The following is a 16,971-nucleotide window of genomic DNA, read 5'->3' as shown; positions in this document are numbered from 1 at the left end:
CTAAGATTTAATCCCACAAATGAAAATGGATATTCGGCCGATTTGGATAACTTTGGTCATGCAGGAAACCTGGCGAATTAAACTATCCGGACCGATTGAACCAGAGAATACTAGGGAATTATTGTTGCAAGTCTTTGAAAACAAAACCAAAGACCTTGGTATTTTTCTTTCCTATTACTACAAAAAACAAGGTGCAGTGACAGAGAATGTGACTCTATTAAAACCACCTGTTTTTAGAAATCAATTTTCAGGTCAAGTATCGGTAAAATTTGACCTGATTTTTTTCAATGCCTGTCTTAATATCCATGAAAAAGAAAGAGACCAACTGGAATTGAGTTTTGAAATTTTACCTGAAAATGCTGAAATCCTTATTACTGGCCCATATTGGCCGGAAAGGGAAATGGATGAGATTTAAAAAACCCCCGAACTTTAGTCCGGGGGTTTTGGTAATTTCGGATGAAAGCAACTTATGTTCTTCTAATCTGCAGCTTGATATCTGAAAACTCTTTTTGCTCGATAAAAGGTTGACTTCTTAACCTTCTTCCGGTAGCGGCAAATATAGCATTGGCGATGGCTCCACCTGTAGGAGGAAGCGCCGGTTCACCAAGTCCTGTCGGATCATAACCACTATCCACATAATGAACGTCAATTTCAGGTACTTCCTTCATCCTGATCAACCTATAGGTATCAAAGTTTCTTTGTTTAGGAAGACCATTTTCAAAGGTCATATTCGTAAACATGGCATGTCCCATACCATCCACTATGCCACCACGAACCTGATGGTTGGCACCTGTAGGATGTACTACGATACCGCAATCAGTGGCAGCGGTAATCTTTTTAAGTACAGGTTGACCACCTTCCATCACGATATCGGCGACTTGGGCTACATAAGACCTATGAGAGAAATAAACGCTAAAGCCCTGCATCACATCCTTATTCTTGCCCCAGTTGGATTTCTCAGCAGCTGTCTCTATAACACCTATCATCCTGTCAATGTCATAGTGGATTTCTCCAACAGGATTCTTTTTGGCCCTTTCCAAAAGCTCCAGCCTGAATTTTACTGGGTCTTTCTTGGCTGCCAGGGCCACTTCATCCAAGAATGATTGTTCTGCATAAGCCAGGAAATTGGTTATCGGAGCTCTCCATGCATTGGTGGTGATGGGAGACCTATGCTCAATATTTTCAATCAGCAAATTATCTACAGCACCTGAAGGGAAGTTATTTTCACGGGTAGAATTACCTGCATTAATACCTGCTCCTCTCAGTTTGTAGGCGATCATATTGCCTTTATCATCCAATGCTGCCTGGAATCTGTATCTTACGGCAGGCCTGTAAGCCCCACCTGTCATATCGTCCTCCCTGGTCCAACTTACCTTCACGGGTTTATCCAAAATTTTGGACAGTTCAGCAGCTTCTACCACAAAATCAGCCCTTAATCTCCTTCCAAATCCACCTCCTAATCGGGTAATTTCAACAGTGATATTTTCGGTTGGAATACCCAGTAATTGGGCGGTCTCCATTCTGGCACGGTCAGGTGTCTGTGTCGGTCCCACCAGTTCTACCTTATCCCCCTTCACATGGGCAAAAAAGTTTTGGGGTTCCATGGGAGCATGGGAAAGGAAGGGGCATTGGTATTCACTGGTAATGACCTGTGCTGCAGTTTTGAAAGCAGCTTCTACGTCACCGTCTTTTCTCATGACCTGTGCATTTTTACTGTCGAGTAATTCTTTCATGATGCGGTCATGGTCAAAACTGCTTTCCAAAGCTCCATCAGGTTCGTACTCAATCCTAAGCTGTCTTTTTGCTTTGATCAAAGGCCATGTGGAGGTACCTACTACCGCAACATTGTTTTTGAATACCACAACATCAGTAACACCGGATACAGACCTTGCAGCTGAATCATCCACAGATTTGATTTTCATTCCAAACGGAGGACGCTGTATCATAGCATGGACCATACCTTCCCGATAAAAATCCAATCCATACAAAGGTTTGCCCGTAAACATAGCCTTATTAACCACGTTTTTAACAGGTGTGCCTATGATTTTAAAATCCTTCGGGTCCTTAAGTTTTACTTCATCCGGAGCTGTCAGTTTCGCCGCATCTGCGACTACCTCTCCGAATTCAAATTTCTTTTTGCCATTATGGTAAATTATGCCTTTGTCAGCACTCAATTCATCAAAAGATACCCCAAGCTTGGTGGCTGCTGCAGTCAATAAAAGATGTTTGGCCGTAGCCCCGGCCTTGCGAAGCCTCTCCCAGGAATGTGGCATGGCCCCAGATCCACCAGTCAATTGTCTATCGTATTTTTCATTATCTAACGGTGCCTGAAAAACCCGAACTTTTGACCAGTCAGCATCTAATTCCTCCGCAACAATCATAGGGAATGAGGTCATGATATTTTGCCCCAATTCCGGATTCGGAGAATAAATGACAACATCTCCCGATGGGGAAATCGATAAATAGGCATTGAAATCCAAAGCCTGTGATAATACTTCCTCATCAGTCAGGACCTTCATCTTGGGAGAATCGCAGCCTGACCAATAAAAACCAATAAATAACCCCCCTGTAGCTGTTGCAGCTACTTTGAGGAAATCCCTTCTGTTAGTTTTTAATATTTTTTCCATGATCATTTCATTTTAGCTGCCAAGGCTACCGCCTCCCTGATTTTATGGTAAGTTCCGCACCTGCATAGGTTCCGGTTCATCGCATTTTCAATTTCTTCCATTGTGGGTTTGGGATTTTTTTTCAAAAAAGCAGCCGCATTCATGATCTGACCAGCCTGACAGTAACCGCATTGGGCCACATCTACTTCCTCCCATGCCTTTTGAACAGGATGGTCTCCATTTTTAGATAAACCCTCAATGGTTGTCACTTCACTGGAGCCAATACTTGATACCGGTAAAGTACAAGAAAACGTCGCCTCGCCATTAATATGAACAGTACAGGCACCACACTGCGCTATCCCACATGAGAACTTGGTTCCAACTAGGCCAAGATGATCTCTCAATACCCAAAGTAATGGGGTATCATCTTCAACATCAACCTGAAAAGTTTCCCCGTTGATTTTAAGTTTATAATTAGCCATCTGATGAATAATATTTTTTTTTCTGCATCAAATTAATCCCTTAAATCCGCAGGGCGGATTTAAAAAAAGCCGAAAAAGTGGCTGAATTTATTCAATTCAGGCTTTTCCGGCTCGTTTTTTTTCACTTATTTAGATGATACCACTCAAACTAGATAAGCGGTATGAAAATTACGAATTCGACAGAAAAAATCACACCTTTCGGAGGTTTTAATTTTGTTTTTAACTCTTTCAAAAATTCTGGTCTCCCAGAACTCATTGATAATCAATTGGGGGTTAGAGCCTTAAGGGGAGGGTTTTCATACAGTGACATTTTCGCCAATCATATGGCTATTTTCTTTAATGGTGGCGACTGTACTGAAGATATCAATGTTCACTTGAGAGACGCACTTGAACAGGTCCCTTCATTTTCAGTATGCAGTGCCGATACAATTCTGAGAGGTATCAAAGAGCTTGCTGTTGATACAGAACTCTTTATAAATCCGTCCAGTGGAGTAAGCCATGAATTTAATATCAATGGAAAACTCAACAGCTTGTTGTTAAAATCAGCTTGTAAGACCGGATTACTCAAGTCAGGTGTTGCTTACGACCTCGATTATGACAACACCGTCATTCCAACTGAAAAGTACGATTCAAAAAAGACATATAAACACGTCTATGGATATCAGCCAGGTGTAGCTTCCATAGCACATCCTGAATTTTCACAGGCCATTCCTGTGTACGTAGAGGGCAGAAATGGCAACAGTCAGGCCAAATATTTGCAGGCTGATACACTTACACGCATGTTTGGGCAGCTTACCAATGAAAATATCCGTATCGGAAGGTTCAGAGCCGATTCAGCATCCTATCAGGAAGAAGTTCTCCGCACACTGGAAGCACATACCGAAAGCTTTTATATACGGGCAAACAGATGTGCCAAACTGGATAATATCCTTGGAAGTATAGCCCCTGAGAAGTGGCAGAAAATACGTTTGGGTGTACAGGAAATGGAAGTTACTGACCTATCCGACTACAAACCTTTCGGTAAAGACAGGTCTTACAGGCTGGTCATTACCAGAATCAGGCGTAAAGACGGGCAGGCAGATGTGTTTAGTGGAGATGCATTTACTTACAGGGCTATTCTGACCAATGAACATACATCGTCCAATGAAGCTGTTGTAAGGTTTTATAACGCCCGGGGTGCAAGCGAACGCTTGTTTGATGTACTCAACAATGACTTTGGCTGGTCTAAGTTGCCCTGTTCGTTCCTTGCAGAGAATACCTCCTTTATGCTTATGACGGCTATGTATGCCAATTTTTACACCTATATCATTGGAGAGTATTCCAGAAAAGTTGATTGGCTTAAGCCTACCGACAGGCTCAAGAAGTTTATCTTCAGATTTATCACTGTTTCAGCCAAGTGGATAAGAACGGGAAGAAGAGAAGTGCTCAAACTGTTCACGAGTAAGGATTACAAGCCGATTTTGAACTAAATTCAGATAAAAACCCCTCAGGAGCTCAAAAAATAAAGATTTACAGGGAAGAGGTATGCCTTTTCCATTAAAATTGAGGAAAAAAACCGTCCATTTTATCCTCAAACCTAAAATCCATTGTCTCAAAACTATGAACACTCTTCAATCAAAGGGAAGAAATTCCCGAACTAGACCAAAAATGAACACAAACAAGCAGATTCAAATCTCCAAACTAAAATCCTGCGGATTTTAGGTAATCAAAAAATCTCCATCTTCTAAACATTCAGCACGGAATTTGTATTGTATTTTGATAAGCAGCGATTGAATAATTTGAATGGACTGTTGTCCTTCCACTTCTCACCCTTTAACTCTGCCAAAAATGACCGGATCAAAAACATCACTTCTCAATTTAGGACGACTAAAGTCAGGTTTTTTCAGGACTAAACAACTAATTAAAACGTTTTCAGCAAATTTCAAATACACAAAAAACAGCCTTGTTAATAAAATTTTGTTTTGTAAGTTTTTTTATTATAAAAATTTTGATGTTAAGTTTTTTATCCATTATTTCGACTGTGTTGAAAGCCCAAAACGAACTCTAAAATTACTGATGAACAATCTGAAAAATACATGGAAATTGACCTTTGCTATGCTATTTTTAGCGGCATTGACTGCTTTTGTCGTCATGTTGCAGCTAAATTTTCATGGTGCTAAGGCTCCACATGCAGAGGAAAGATTAGCTTACATTGAGGTTGAAATTACAGAAGATTATTTTGCAACCAATGAATCGAATTATTTTAGCACAGATGATATTATAAATGATGCAGGGGATTCTTCACAAACAGCCATGATTGGTTTCATTTTCCCATTCAATGAACCATTAAGTAAAAATCAAGTGATTTTGACCCAATTGATTCTGGCCCTGATTTGTTTGTTGATTGCAACAAAATTCCAGATAGAAACGAGGATATATGAGTTTTTCAACAAAGATGATCAAGGAATGGTCCTCTTTGAAAATTCTACAGCTGAAATCACCCATAATTTGACCATTTATACAGGCATGATTTTTAAAGCGGTTGGCATCGCCTGTGGTTTTTTATCACTTTTTGTTTATGTATTTTAAATAGACCGAATTGATTTGAATTTAAGTTTTTTCTGACTGACGTTTGATTTTTTGTGTTCTCTCCAAAAACCTGTCGGATCGTTCCGAACAGGTTTTTTTTATGGCTGGAAGAAAAATAGAAATGGACTTTTTTGAGCAGCTGCTTTTTTAATTTCCGAAACAAGCCCCTATCTTTAATCATTCATTCAATGATAATCAAACCAAAAAACCTATGACAAAAAAGATCAAAGCTGCCATTGTTGGTACAGGATTTATTGGACCTGCACATTTGGAAGCCCTGAGGAGACTGCCGAATATTGAAGTGACAGCCCTTTGTGAGGTAAATATTGAGCTGGCTAAAGAAAAAGCCGAAATTTTGGGCATTCCCAATGCCTACACTTTTGAAGAGATGCTGAAGGATGAGAGCATTGATGTGGTACATATTTGTACCCCAAACTTTTTGCATTATTCCCAATCCAAGGCTGCATTACTTGCAGGAAAACATGTGGTCTGTGAGAAACCTCTTGCTACTAAAATTGAGGAAGCCGAGGAGTTGGTAGCCATCGCCAAAGAAAAAGGACTGGTCAATGCCGTTCACTTTAATCTGAGGTATTATCCAATGGTCCGTCAAATGAAAAATATGCGGGAAAATGGTGAATTGGGAGAAGTTTATAGCATTATGGGTTCCTATCTTCAGGACTGGCTATTCCTCAATACGGACTATAACTGGAGATTGGAACCCGATAAGTCAGGTGATTCCAGGGCCATTGCAGATATCGGTTCACACCTTTTGGATCTGACGGAGTACGTGACCGGTCTTAAAGTCACTGAGGTAATGGCAGATTTTTCTACTGTTCACAAAACCCGTCTCAAACCGCTAAAAGCCATTGAAACTTATTCAGGCAAAATGTTGCAGGCTTCAGACTACGAGGAAGTTCCTATCAATACAGAGGACCATGCGACAGTAATGCTCAGATTTGATAATGGCAACAAAGGTTCAGTGACTGTATCTCAGGTCAATGCCGGTAGAAAAAACAGACTGAACATTGAAATTGCAGGGTCTAAATCAAATTTTGAATGGTGTTCAGAAAGACCTAATGAGCTTTGGATCGGAAAAAGGGAAACTGCTAATCAGCATCTTATGAAAGACCCTTCTCTTTTTCACAAGGATGCTGCCGGACTGATCAGTTTTCCAGGAGGCCACAATGAAGGTTTTCCGGATACTTCCAAACAAATGTTCAAAGAAGTTTATGCTGCTGTAAGAGATGGCAAGCAGCCGGAGAATCCTACCTTCCCGACATTTGAAGACGGTTACAGGGAGTTGCTGATCTGCGAGAGGATCATTGAAAGCCATAGAAAACAGGCTTGGGTTAAAATTTAAAATAAACTTATTCCCTTCAAGATGGGTTCTTTCCTTACAGGATAATTCCAAAATCATTATGAAGAAAAACTGGTATATGAAATTCAACCGGACGGTTTTGAAATCAGGTGGGAATATGCCAAGACGAGGGCTAGAATTGAATAATATTAGCTAATTGATTGTGATACCACCTTTGAATGATTTCAAAAGGTGGTATTTTTTTTATTTTTGGCCTCAAAATTTCTAAAAATTTGCCAGCCGCTTTTCAAAAAATTGATCTACCCATAGTTCAGGTAATACCTGAAATCCAATCTTATCTAAGGCAAGAAAATACCCTGATTGTCAATGCACCTCCGGGGGCAGGGAAAAGTACCTTTTTGCCTATTGCACTTTTGGAAGAGGAATGGCTTCAGGGAAAGAAAATCCTCATGCTTGAACCTAGAAGATTGGCTACCAAATCTATTGCCAACCGTATGGCGGAGTTGCTGGGAGAAGAGGTAGGTCAGACTGTGGGCTACAGGATCCGGTTTGAAAGCATGGTATCTTCAGAAACCAGGCTGGAGGTGCTTACCGAAGGGATTCTGACTCGTATCATGCAGCAAGACAATGCTTTAGAGAAGGTCGGTTTGGTAATTTTTGACGAATTCCACGAAAGGAATATCCACGCTGACCTGGCAATGGCTTTGTGTAGGGAGGTCCAGCAGGTTTTGCGCCCTGATTTAAGGATTATGGTCATGTCTGCGACATTGGACATGCCGCAGTTATCTTCCCTTCTGAAAGCCCCGGTAGTGAAAAGTGAAGGCAAAGTATTTCCAGTTACGGTTCATTACACGGGAGATTATGATGGGTTTTTGCTGCCTGAGCAGGTAGCTAGCACAGTGTGGAAAGCCGCTATGGCCGATAAGGGAGATATTTTGGTTTTTCTTCCAGGCCAAGCTGAAATAAAAAAAACAGAAGCCATTCTCCGTAAAAAAATGCCGGATGTTGCTATTCATCCTCTTTATGGCCAATTGTCCCCTTTGGCCCAAAAGCAGGCTATCCTTCCCAATAAGTCAGGAAAAAGAAAGGTAATACTTTCCACCTCTATCTCAGAAACAAGTCTTACCATAGAAGGAGTTACCATCGTGGTGGATTCAGGTTTGGGCAGGACTTCAAAGTTCAACCCAAAATCCGGTTTGAGTAGTCTTGAAACTGTGCGGATTTCCAGGGACTCCGCAGATCAAAGGACAGGTAGAGCAGGGAGATTGGGCCCCGGTGTTTGCTACAGGATGTGGTCAAAGGCTACACAACAAGGTATGGATGAATTTAGGACTCCTGAAATCATGGAAGCAGATTTGAGTTTTTTGGTTTTGGATTTGCTCAAATGGGGGCTTTCAGATTTTCATGAATTGACATGGCTTTCCCCTCCCCCTTTAGGAGCTGTAATGCAGGCCATGGACTTGCTGGAAAAAATAGATGCTGTGGAGGAAGGAAAAATTACCGCACACGGAATCAAAATCCATCAAATCCCGGCACATCCCAGGATTGCCCATATGCTATTGATGGCTCAATGTAATTCTAAAATTGAACTGGCAACAGATATTGCAGCACTGATGGAAGAAAGGGATCCGTTGGACCCCACAGCCGGAACCGACATTAACCTTAGGGTTGAGGCCTTAAGGAGAGCAAGAAATGAAAACCTTTCTATCAAAGGATTGAACAAAATAGAAAAAGTAGCCAAACAATACCGTAAGCTATTTCAAATTGAAGCGGATAATGCTGTTGTAGATCCATTTGAAACAGGTTTATTGATAGCCTATGCCTATCCGGAAAGAATTGCCCATGCCCGCCCAGGAAATAATGCCAGATTTCAGTTATCCAATGGGAAGCTGGCCATCATGGATCACAAGGATGGCCTTGCCCATGAACCATGGTTAGCTGTGTCCCATATTGATGCTCGGGAAGACCTTGGCAAAATTTTTCTGGCCTCCCCCTTGAATCCAAAGGATTTGGCAAATAAGGTGAAAGAAAAAAGGCAAGTGGTTTGGGATACAAAAAAAGGAGGTCTTTTTGCCCAAAAAAACCTCACAATAGGTGGTATCATACTGAGGTCAGAACCATTAACTGATCTGACTTTGAAAGAAAAAAATGATGCACTTTTAAAAGCAGTTAAAACAGAGGGATTGAAACTGCTTGATTTTTCCGAGTCTGTGCTCCAGTTGATTTACAGGGTTACTTCTTTAAGGATCTGGAATAAGGATGCTTCTTGGCCGGAATGGAGCATTGATCATTTAATCCAAAATCCAGAGGAATGGCTCCTTCCCTACCTCGTGGATATCAAAAAGAATGAGGATTTCAAGAAACTTGACCTAAGTTCAATTTTACTTCATAGTCTGGATTTTTCCCTTCAGGAAACATTAGAAAGCCTTGCTCCGGAAAAAATTAATGTTCCCAGTGGAAGTCAAATTAAAATCCAATACCGGTCTGATGGTGATGTCCCGGTTTTGGCAGTAAGATTACAGGAGGTTTTTGGATTGTTGGAAACCCCAAAAATCAATGCTGGAAAAACACCTCTTCTTTTGCATCTGCTTTCTCCAGGCTTCAAACCTGTACAAGTCACTTCTGACCTAAGGAGTTTTTGGGAAAAAGCCTATCATGAAGTGAAGAAGGAACTAAAAAGAAGATACCCAAAGCATTATTGGCCGGAGGACCCATTTAAGGCTGAAGCAGTAAGGGGTGTAAAAAGAAAAGAATAGCCCGGATCAGAGGTTTTCCAAATAATCCAGTAAGTTGATAAAACAGGCAAGGGTGAACGGAGTTACCTGTTTTTCGTTCAGCATGTTCAAATAAATCTTTTTGTTCTTTTCGTAATTTTTTGGATTAAAAAGCTTGGTCAGCGTGATTCCTCTGGCGGATCTGTAGGTGAAATTCTGCGTTGCAATCGGTGTTTTGGGGTCAGCATTAAAATACTGTTCTAATGCCTGCCCTGATGAGATTTTATCAAGGAACCGAAAACCTTTTTTAACTAGAAAGCTTTCCACCTCTCTAATTACTTCATTGATTTCAAGATCGTTTTCTACCAAAAAGCGCCGGGGCATGTTTTCATCTATTCGGTCCATGGTTTCCACCAAGGTTATGCTTCTTTCCTTGTAATCACCCAAAGAAGGTAAAAAACGGTGGACAATATTTTCTACTTGATCAATCCTGATCCCGAGATGGTATTCGAGATAGGACCCACCTTGATGCTGCGTATGATGGAAAAATACCATTTGCTTTCCAAGAGGGATTTCCTTGACATAATGTAATGATCTATTGTCAAGCCTGAATCCGAAATCGGCTAGAAAATCCTCATGGAGCAAAATGACGTCTTTGAATTCCATATACTATATTAAACAGGGAAAACCCAAATTAAGTTATTTTTTAATCTGTTAGTAATTCTCTTATCTCTTTAATAATCTCCTCAGCATCAACTCTCTTTGCTTTCACTTCCTCGTCATCGGGGTTGGAATTGTTCAAATAGTGCTTCCAATGTTTTTCTGCTTTTTTTAAGACCCTCGGGCTTATTTCAAATTCTACGGTGTCAAGGTACTCCTTGGCAAATAGAGAGGCTTTAAAATTACCGAAGAGAAAAATCCTGAAGATATCTACAAATTTTTCGGAGAGATCAAAATCTCCAAGCATTTGCACCAGTCCACCGTTTTGATGTTGGTTTTTCTTGTCGTGAATGACCTCCAGAACTTCATCCAAAGCTTTTTCCTTATCTTTTAGCTGACTCAAGGCTCTTGCAGCAAGGAAAGCATTATCCATGTCTCCTGACTTTAGGATTGCCAACAACTCGTTGAGTACTTCTTCGGTTCCTATATTCGCCAATGCATCAGCATAGACATAGGCTTCTGCCTCATCTTTATCGCACATCTTATGAATGAGACCTTGGATATCTTTGGACATGGTTTCTAATGAAGTTGCTATATTTATACAAAAATAGGACCATTATTTATCAATTTAACGAAATGTTTGATGGAAAAGCATTTATTTGAGGATGATTGGGTGATTTTATTTTTCAACTTTCTAATGGAGAAAGAACTGCAGCCTGAATTTTTCTCAAAAAACAGGAAATTGATTTTTTATGATACCAATAACAATAAACTGTTAGCGTTCCGCCTGTCCACCAACTTAAACTTTGAGACGGAAAATAAAAAGTTGTCAAAATCGGATTTTGTCAATTATGTGATGATATTGATTCGCGCAGGCCTTGCTTCTGTAGGAATGGTGCAGAATCAAGAGTTGCTTGACCATAAAGTTTTCAGGGCCTACATGGTCCGGAAAAAACAAGGAAAAAGTCAAATCAAACACCTAAAAACAAAGGGAAAATCCAGGGCAGGATCAAGGGTGAGACTTGCTGAAGCAGAACAATTTTTTAAACAAATAGCAGAGAGGGTCAACCAATACATCAAGACGTATCCGGTGGATCAGATAGGACTGAGTTGCTCTGAAACCCTTATCCCCTATTTCTTCAATGAGAAGAATATGTTGCTTTTGGATAAAAAAGACCCCAGGATTTTTAAAATTCCTAAGCACATAGCTGCACCTACTTTAGAAAATCTTGGGCTAACAAAGGATTTTATGGAAAAGAACCAATTGTCGGTGTATCCTGAAGGGAAAGACTTTTTTCAGGAATTTTTATCTAGATTCACGCAGAATGAGAAAAAAATCGAAGATGATTGGTGATTTTTATGTTCATAATTTTTTGGAATTCACCAATTATTTTTCGAAGATAAATGGAAAATATGGTAAATACATGCAAATTTTGCTGATTTTGACTTAGGGTCAAATTTCTACTTTTTTAATTTTTGGAACAAAAATTGAGTAATTCAAAGCATAGGTTTCGGGGTTTTGATTTTTAACCGGATCAACTTATGAAACGATCAACAAATCAGCGCACGTTAAATATGAAAAAGCAATTATTGTTTCTGACCATTGTTTTGGTGAGTGTATCTCATTTTTCATTTGGCCAAAGATATGCCACCTCTTTAGGCTTAAGGATGGGCAGTAATGACTTCAGCAGGACCATTGGTTTTACCGGAAAACAAAGGATAATGAGTCATCTTACTATGGAGGGAATTCTCCAAACTGATTTTGATAGGAATACAACTGTACATGTTTTGATGGCAAGGCACCGCCCGATTATTTCCAAGAGGTTAAATTACTATTATGGTGGAGGTTTATCTACAGGACGTGAGGAGAGTTTTGTCAAGGACAGGGAAACAAAGGAAATCATTCATACTTATGGAAATGCTACCATGGGCATTGACTTCATCGGAGGTATTGAGCTGACGGTTGCCAATACAGTATTCTCTTTAGATTATAAACCCAATGTTAACCTGGCAGGAAGGGAAGAATTTTTCAGAGGTCAGGTCGGTATTTCGGCCAGGACAGTTTTGGTCAAAAGCAAGGAACAGGACAAGAAATGGAGAAAAAAGAAAAGGGCTAAGAGGAAAAAAAACCAAGACACTTTTGGAGACAAATTCAGGAATACTTTTCAGTTCAATTCAAAATAGAAAGCATTTTTCTTCCACTTAAATAAAATGACGGTGAGGGTGTTGGATTTTGGATTAAATTGATTTATCATAAAATTTAAATCCTCACTATGAAAAAGCTGAATCTGATTTTCATTCTGCTGATGTTGGTTTGGGCAAATGGCTTTGCCCAGGAGAAGAATATTCTCCAACAGCTGGAAGAAATTGCCATCATCGATCAAAAAGTAATGATGCCTATGCGGGATGGGGTCCGTCTGGCCACAGATATCTACCGCCCAAAAACCGACAAACCTGTTCCTATTATTTTTTCCCGGACTCCCTATAATTTTAACAGCTACAGGGATGGGGAATTGGTAACCAGAACCTTGCAGACCGCCTTAGAAGCTGTAAAAAGAGGCTATGCCTATGTTGTGCAGAATGAAAGGGGAAGGTTTTTTTCCGAAGGGGATTGGGATATCCTTGGGGTTCCTTTGACGGATGGTTATGATGCTTTTGAGTGGATGTCCAAGCAACCCTGGAGCAATGGGAAAATAGGTACCATAGGCTGCTCTTCTACAGCGGAATGGCAAATGGCAGTGGCTTCTCTCAACCATCCTGCCCATGCGGCTTTGATCCCACAGGGATATGGCGCAGGAGTAGGTCGGATTGGCAATTTATATGAACAGGGGAATTGGTACAGAGGAGGTGCTGGACAGATGCTTTTTACAGCATGGCTTTACAGTACCCAACATGACCCAATGGCCCCCAAATTACCCGAAGGAATTGGGCAAAAAGACTTGCTTAGACTTCAGCGGTTTTATGATATGGCTCCCCGGTACCCAAGGGTAGACTGGTCTGAAGGATTAAGGCATCTTCCTGTGCAGGATATCATAAAAAATGTCCATGGACCTCAGGGAATTTATGAGGAAATGATCACAAGAAAGCCTAATGATCCCAAATGGTATGAAGGGGGCTTGTTCCATGATCATATGGAATTTGAGAAGCCTGCCTTTTGGTTTGTATCCTGGTACGATGTCGCTTCCACTCCCAATTTGGCCATGTACAACCATATCATAGCCAATGCCAAAGACCCCAAAATAAGAGACAATCAATACCTGGTCATTGCTCCTACCCTTCATTGTGCCTTTACTAGGGCCACTGAAAATACCATAGTGGGCGAAAGAAGTATGGGGGATGCCAGATTGCCCTATGATGAACTGACCTATGGTTGGTTTGATTTTTGGCTAAAAGGTGAGGATAACGGCATCACGCAAAAAATGCCAAAAGTGCGTTATTTTACTATGGGCTCCAACAAATGGCAATCATCCGATACTTGGCCTCCAAAAGAAGCCCAGATGGTAACGTATTACCTGGACAGTAAAGGAAAAGCAAACAGTAGATTAGGAGATGGTGTTCTTTCTACCAAAAGGCCTGGAAGAGATAATCCGGATACCTTCCAATATGATCCAATGGATCCAGTAAATTCCTATGGAGGTAATGTGTGCTGTACAGGAAATGCCGTTCAAGGTGGTTCTTTTGACCAGCAGGAAATGGAGTTGAGAGAGGATATTTTAGTATATACCTCTGAACCGCTTGCACAGGGTATAGAGGTCAGCGGTTTTATTGAAGCCAAACTATTCCTTTCTTCAGATGTGAAAGATACGGACCTTACTATCAAATTGATTGATGTCTATCCAGACGGAAGAGCCTATAACCTGGATGAAACCATTCAGAGGGTCAGGTATAGAGAAGGATATGAAAAGGAAGTATTTATGGAAAAAGGTAAAGTCTATGAGGTAAATATGACTCCCATGTCCACTTCCAATTATTTTGAAAAAGGCCATAGGATCAGAATAGAAATTTCTTCATCCAATTTCCCCAGGTTTGATAGAAATATGAATACCGGTGGCAACAATTATGATGAAACTGAAGGTGTGGTGGCTACCAATTCGATCCATCATTCCAGCAGGTACCCAAGCAGTATTAGTTTGCCTATTGTGAAAAAATAAGCTTTAGATGTCAAAAAGAGCCTTCTCATTTTTTGGGAAGGCTCTTTTTAATTAAACTTTTTCTATGCTTCACTTTTTCAATTTCTTATAAAATTCTTTTTCATGTATCTCCACCTGATTGACCAAGCCCCTGTACCATTTGGAACGTAGTACATCTTTTTCAGCTTCAGATAGATGAAAATCCGGAATCTGCAAACTTTGAGCCTTTCGGAGTAGGTCAAATAGGAAAATTGAGGCAGAAACTGAGATATTGAAACTTTCTGTAAATCCATACATGGGAATATGGACCAAACCATCTGCCTGGTGGATTGCCTCTTCACTCACCCCTTCATGCTCATTGCCAAACACCAGTGCAATTTTTCGGTTTGGAACCAAGTCATGGATAGGAATGCTACCGGCCCTGGGACTTGTTGCAAGAATCTGATATCCAAGATCTCTTAAATTTTTGTAGCAGTCCTGTACAGCCATTCCTTCCGTATTTTCATATTTGTAGATATCTACCCATTGGGACGCTCCTCTTGTCACATAGGGATTGATCTTGTAAGAATTTTCTTTTTCTATGATATGGATATCCTGTATACCAAAACAATCTGCTGTCCTAAGTACAGCGGAAGCATTATGGGGTTTAAAAATATTTTCCAGAACTACGGTAAAATACCTTGTCCTCTGGTTTAAAATTTTTTCTATGAGTTTGATTTTGTGGGGTGTAATATAATCTTTGAGATACTCCAAAAACTCTTTTTCTTTATTCATCATGGCCCGAAAATAAGGCTTATGTGGCTTATTGTACCCCTTTTTTAAGCAAAATGTTCAGCTATTCTTATGAAAAAAGCTGGTACAAAGAAATTACTGCAATTGACAAGGCTTGCAACAATATTCCTGTACCAGCTCTTAACTTAGAAAATTATTTCTTGTCTAGGCCCAATTTCTGCTTTCTGGCAATTTTGTTATTTTCTTTTCTAGGCCTGCTGGCACCAAAAGTACCTCTGTTGATTTTACCTTTCTTGGATTTGATATCTCCTTTTCCCATTGCATTAAACTTTTTATGGTTAATTTATGAATTTAGGAATACCAAGTTATAAAAATGCGGAAATCATGTCAAATCAGAAGCCATGAAAGAAATAAAGCATGGTGGCAGCTAGCGTATAACCGATTAAAAATGAGAAGAAAATTGGGGTCGTCAAAGAAACTTTTAAATATTCAGGTACACTCTTATGATGATTGAAGTGGCTCAGTTTCCTAAAATATTTTTCCGGAAATATGGCTAAGATTAACATGCCATAAAACAAGGTCAGCAAGATCAATGAAAAGAAGGTTTCCATACATCAAATGTATGATGCAAATATAGTAATTTGGTTTTCAAAGCAATGATAATGTTACCTATTTTTTATCCCAATGTAAACCCAATGTTAACAAATGCTTGGGTTTTTCAAGGTTGAATCCCTAATAATCAGGTCAGTCTTGATCTCAAGTGTCTCATTTACAAGTTCCTTTTCGTTTTCCAAAATAGAAATCAACATGTTGGCGGCTGTTTCCCCCATGAAATATCCGTGTTGGTCAACGGAACTGAGTCCCGGGTGGACGATCTCAGCCAATTTCCAATTACTGAAACCTAAAACCCCCATTTCTTCAGGGATAGGCACAGCTTTTTCTTTCAGGAATTTCAATACACCCAAAGCTACCAGGTCTGTAATACAGAATATGGCATCGGGAGGGTTTTTCCCTTCCAAAAGCTCCTTGGCAAAATCATACCCCTCCTGTTCATTGATAAGACTACAGACCTTTACCCATTCAGGATCAAATTCCAATCCCCGGTCTTCCAGGGCTTTTTTGTAGCCTCTGGCACGCTCATTGGCATTTTTAACCTCAAGACGTCCTCTTATATGGGCTATCTTTTTATATCCCTGGTCAATGAGATGGGAAACAGCTTTATATGCCCCTTCAAAATCATCCACAATTACCTTTGGCGTGTCGATTAGATCGGATATTTTATCAAATTGGATGACCGGTTTTCCTTCCTCTATCAGGGTTTTGATATGTTCCCCTTCAAGTGTTTCATTGGAAATGGAAATCAAGAGGCCATCTACACTGCTTGCCAACATGGTACGGCAAGCGGTAATTTCATCTTCCAGAATATCATTGGATTGGCTGACGAGCACATTATATCTCCTTTTTTTGGCGGCATTTATTGCCCCGGAAATTACTGTAGAGAAAAAATGATGAACAAGTTCAGGGACAATCAGGCCAATATTGTACGTTTTGTTCTTCCTAAAATTTACTGCGAGGGCATTGGGAACATAATTGTGTTTTTCAGCAAATTCTTTAACCATTCTGATGGTTTCTTCTGAAATATCCGGGTGTGATTTTAATGCCCTTGAAGCAGTAGATACGGAAATGTTCAGTTCCTTGGCAATATCCTTCAGTGTAAGTTTCCTTTTTTCGGTCATAAAATGGTTTGTAAAGACTATCAGT

General features: G+C 40.1%; 15 protein-coding genes. 8 read left to right on the top strand and 7 right to left on the bottom strand.

Features of this window, described 5'->3' with window-relative positions; translation table 11 throughout:
* Positions 1-25 precede the first annotated feature (25 nt).
* Positions 26-415 carry a hypothetical protein gene (locus BC751_RS15500; protein ID WP_242617497.1) on the top strand — a complete coding sequence of 130 codons (390 nt, stop codon included), beginning with the start codon at positions 26-28 and terminating at the stop codon, positions 413-415.
* Between the two features lie 52 nt (positions 416-467).
* On the opposite strand, the gene BC751_RS15495 is transcribed toward BC751_RS15500, so the two are convergent.
* Positions 468-2,627, bottom strand: coding sequence for a xanthine dehydrogenase family protein molybdopterin-binding subunit (locus tag BC751_RS15495; protein WP_130276445.1), 2,160 nt, complete (start codon positions 2,625-2,627; stop codon positions 468-470).
* Between the two features lie 2 nt (positions 2,628-2,629).
* Positions 2,630-3,088 (bottom strand): (2Fe-2S)-binding protein, encoded by a 459-nt coding sequence (locus tag BC751_RS15490; RefSeq protein WP_130276444.1) that lies wholly within the window; start codon positions 3,086-3,088, stop codon positions 2,630-2,632.
* A gap of 161 nt (positions 3,089-3,249) precedes the next feature.
* Between BC751_RS15490 and BC751_RS15485 the strand changes: the two genes are divergently transcribed.
* From BC751_RS15485 to hrpB, 4 genes are all read left to right on the top strand, one after another.
* A complete protein-coding gene (locus BC751_RS15485; RefSeq protein ID WP_130273823.1) occupies positions 3,250-4,557 on the top strand; it encodes an IS1380 family transposase in 1,308 nt (435 codons plus the stop codon).
* Between the two features lie 358 nt (positions 4,558-4,915).
* Positions 4,916-5,656 carry a hypothetical protein gene (locus tag BC751_RS15480; RefSeq protein WP_130276443.1) on the top strand — a complete coding sequence of 247 codons (741 nt, stop codon included), beginning with the start codon at positions 4,916-4,918 and terminating at the stop codon, positions 5,654-5,656.
* 211 nt (positions 5,657-5,867) lie between these two features.
* The gene (locus tag BC751_RS15475; RefSeq protein WP_130276442.1) at positions 5,868-7,016 is read left to right on the top strand and encodes a Gfo/Idh/MocA family protein; all 1,149 of its coding nucleotides are present in this window, start codon (positions 5,868-5,870) and stop codon (positions 7,014-7,016) included.
* Positions 7,017-7,246: 230 nt separating this feature from the next.
* Entirely contained in the window at positions 7,247-9,730 is a 2,484-nt protein-coding gene (hrpB, locus tag BC751_RS15470; RefSeq protein ID WP_242617496.1) for an ATP-dependent helicase HrpB, read from the top strand.
* 6 nt (positions 9,731-9,736) lie between these two features.
* Here hrpB and BC751_RS15465 read toward each other — a convergent pair whose 3' ends face one another.
* Together BC751_RS15465 and BC751_RS15460 are read right to left on the bottom strand one after the other, a co-directional pair.
* Complete coding sequence (locus BC751_RS15465; RefSeq protein WP_130276440.1) at positions 9,737-10,354, bottom strand: hypothetical protein; 618 nt, start codon at positions 10,352-10,354, stop codon at positions 9,737-9,739.
* 40 nt (positions 10,355-10,394) lie between these two features.
* Positions 10,395-10,922: a HEAT repeat domain-containing protein gene (locus tag BC751_RS15460; RefSeq protein ID WP_130276439.1), complete on the bottom strand. Its 528-nt coding sequence runs from the start codon at positions 10,920-10,922 to the stop codon at positions 10,395-10,397.
* Positions 10,923-10,991: 69 nt separating this feature from the next.
* On the opposite strand from BC751_RS15460, the gene BC751_RS15455 reads away from it, so the two are divergent.
* The 3 genes from BC751_RS15455 to BC751_RS15445 all read left to right on the top strand — a co-directional run bounded on the left by BC751_RS15455 (position 10,992) and on the right by BC751_RS15445 (position 14,499).
* Complete coding sequence (locus BC751_RS15455) at positions 10,992-11,702, top strand: hypothetical protein (RefSeq protein ID WP_130276438.1); 711 nt, start codon at positions 10,992-10,994, stop codon at positions 11,700-11,702.
* Positions 11,703-11,923: 221 nt separating this feature from the next.
* Positions 11,924-12,532, top strand: coding sequence for a hypothetical protein (locus BC751_RS15450; RefSeq protein WP_130276437.1), 609 nt, complete (start codon positions 11,924-11,926; stop codon positions 12,530-12,532).
* An 89-nt stretch (positions 12,533-12,621) separates the two neighbouring features.
* Entirely contained in the window at positions 12,622-14,499 is a 1,878-nt protein-coding gene (locus tag BC751_RS15445; protein ID WP_130276436.1) for a CocE/NonD family hydrolase, read from the top strand.
* 69 nt (positions 14,500-14,568) lie between these two features.
* Here BC751_RS15445 and BC751_RS15440 read toward each other — a convergent pair whose 3' ends face one another.
* From BC751_RS15440 to BC751_RS15425, 3 genes are all read right to left on the bottom strand, one after another.
* Positions 14,569-15,255, bottom strand: coding sequence for a TrmH family RNA methyltransferase (locus tag BC751_RS15440; protein WP_130276435.1), 687 nt, complete (start codon positions 15,253-15,255; stop codon positions 14,569-14,571).
* A 148-nt stretch (positions 15,256-15,403) separates the two neighbouring features.
* Positions 15,404-15,529, bottom strand: coding sequence for a 30S ribosomal protein THX (locus BC751_RS15435; RefSeq protein ID WP_130276434.1), 126 nt, complete (start codon positions 15,527-15,529; stop codon positions 15,404-15,406).
* Positions 15,530-15,908: 379 nt separating this feature from the next.
* On the bottom strand, positions 15,909-16,946 hold the full coding sequence (locus tag BC751_RS15425) for a LacI family DNA-binding transcriptional regulator (RefSeq protein ID WP_130276432.1): 1,038 nt from the start codon (positions 16,944-16,946) through the stop codon (positions 15,909-15,911).
* Positions 16,947-16,971 lie beyond the last annotated feature (25 nt).

The organism is Cecembia calidifontis, assembly GCF_004216715.1.
Taxonomy (GTDB): domain Bacteria; phylum Bacteroidota; class Bacteroidia; order Cytophagales; family Cyclobacteriaceae; genus Cecembia_A; species Cecembia_A calidifontis.
The sequence above is the reverse complement of the archived record's forward strand: the minus strand, read 5'-3'. Positions and strand labels throughout refer to the sequence as shown.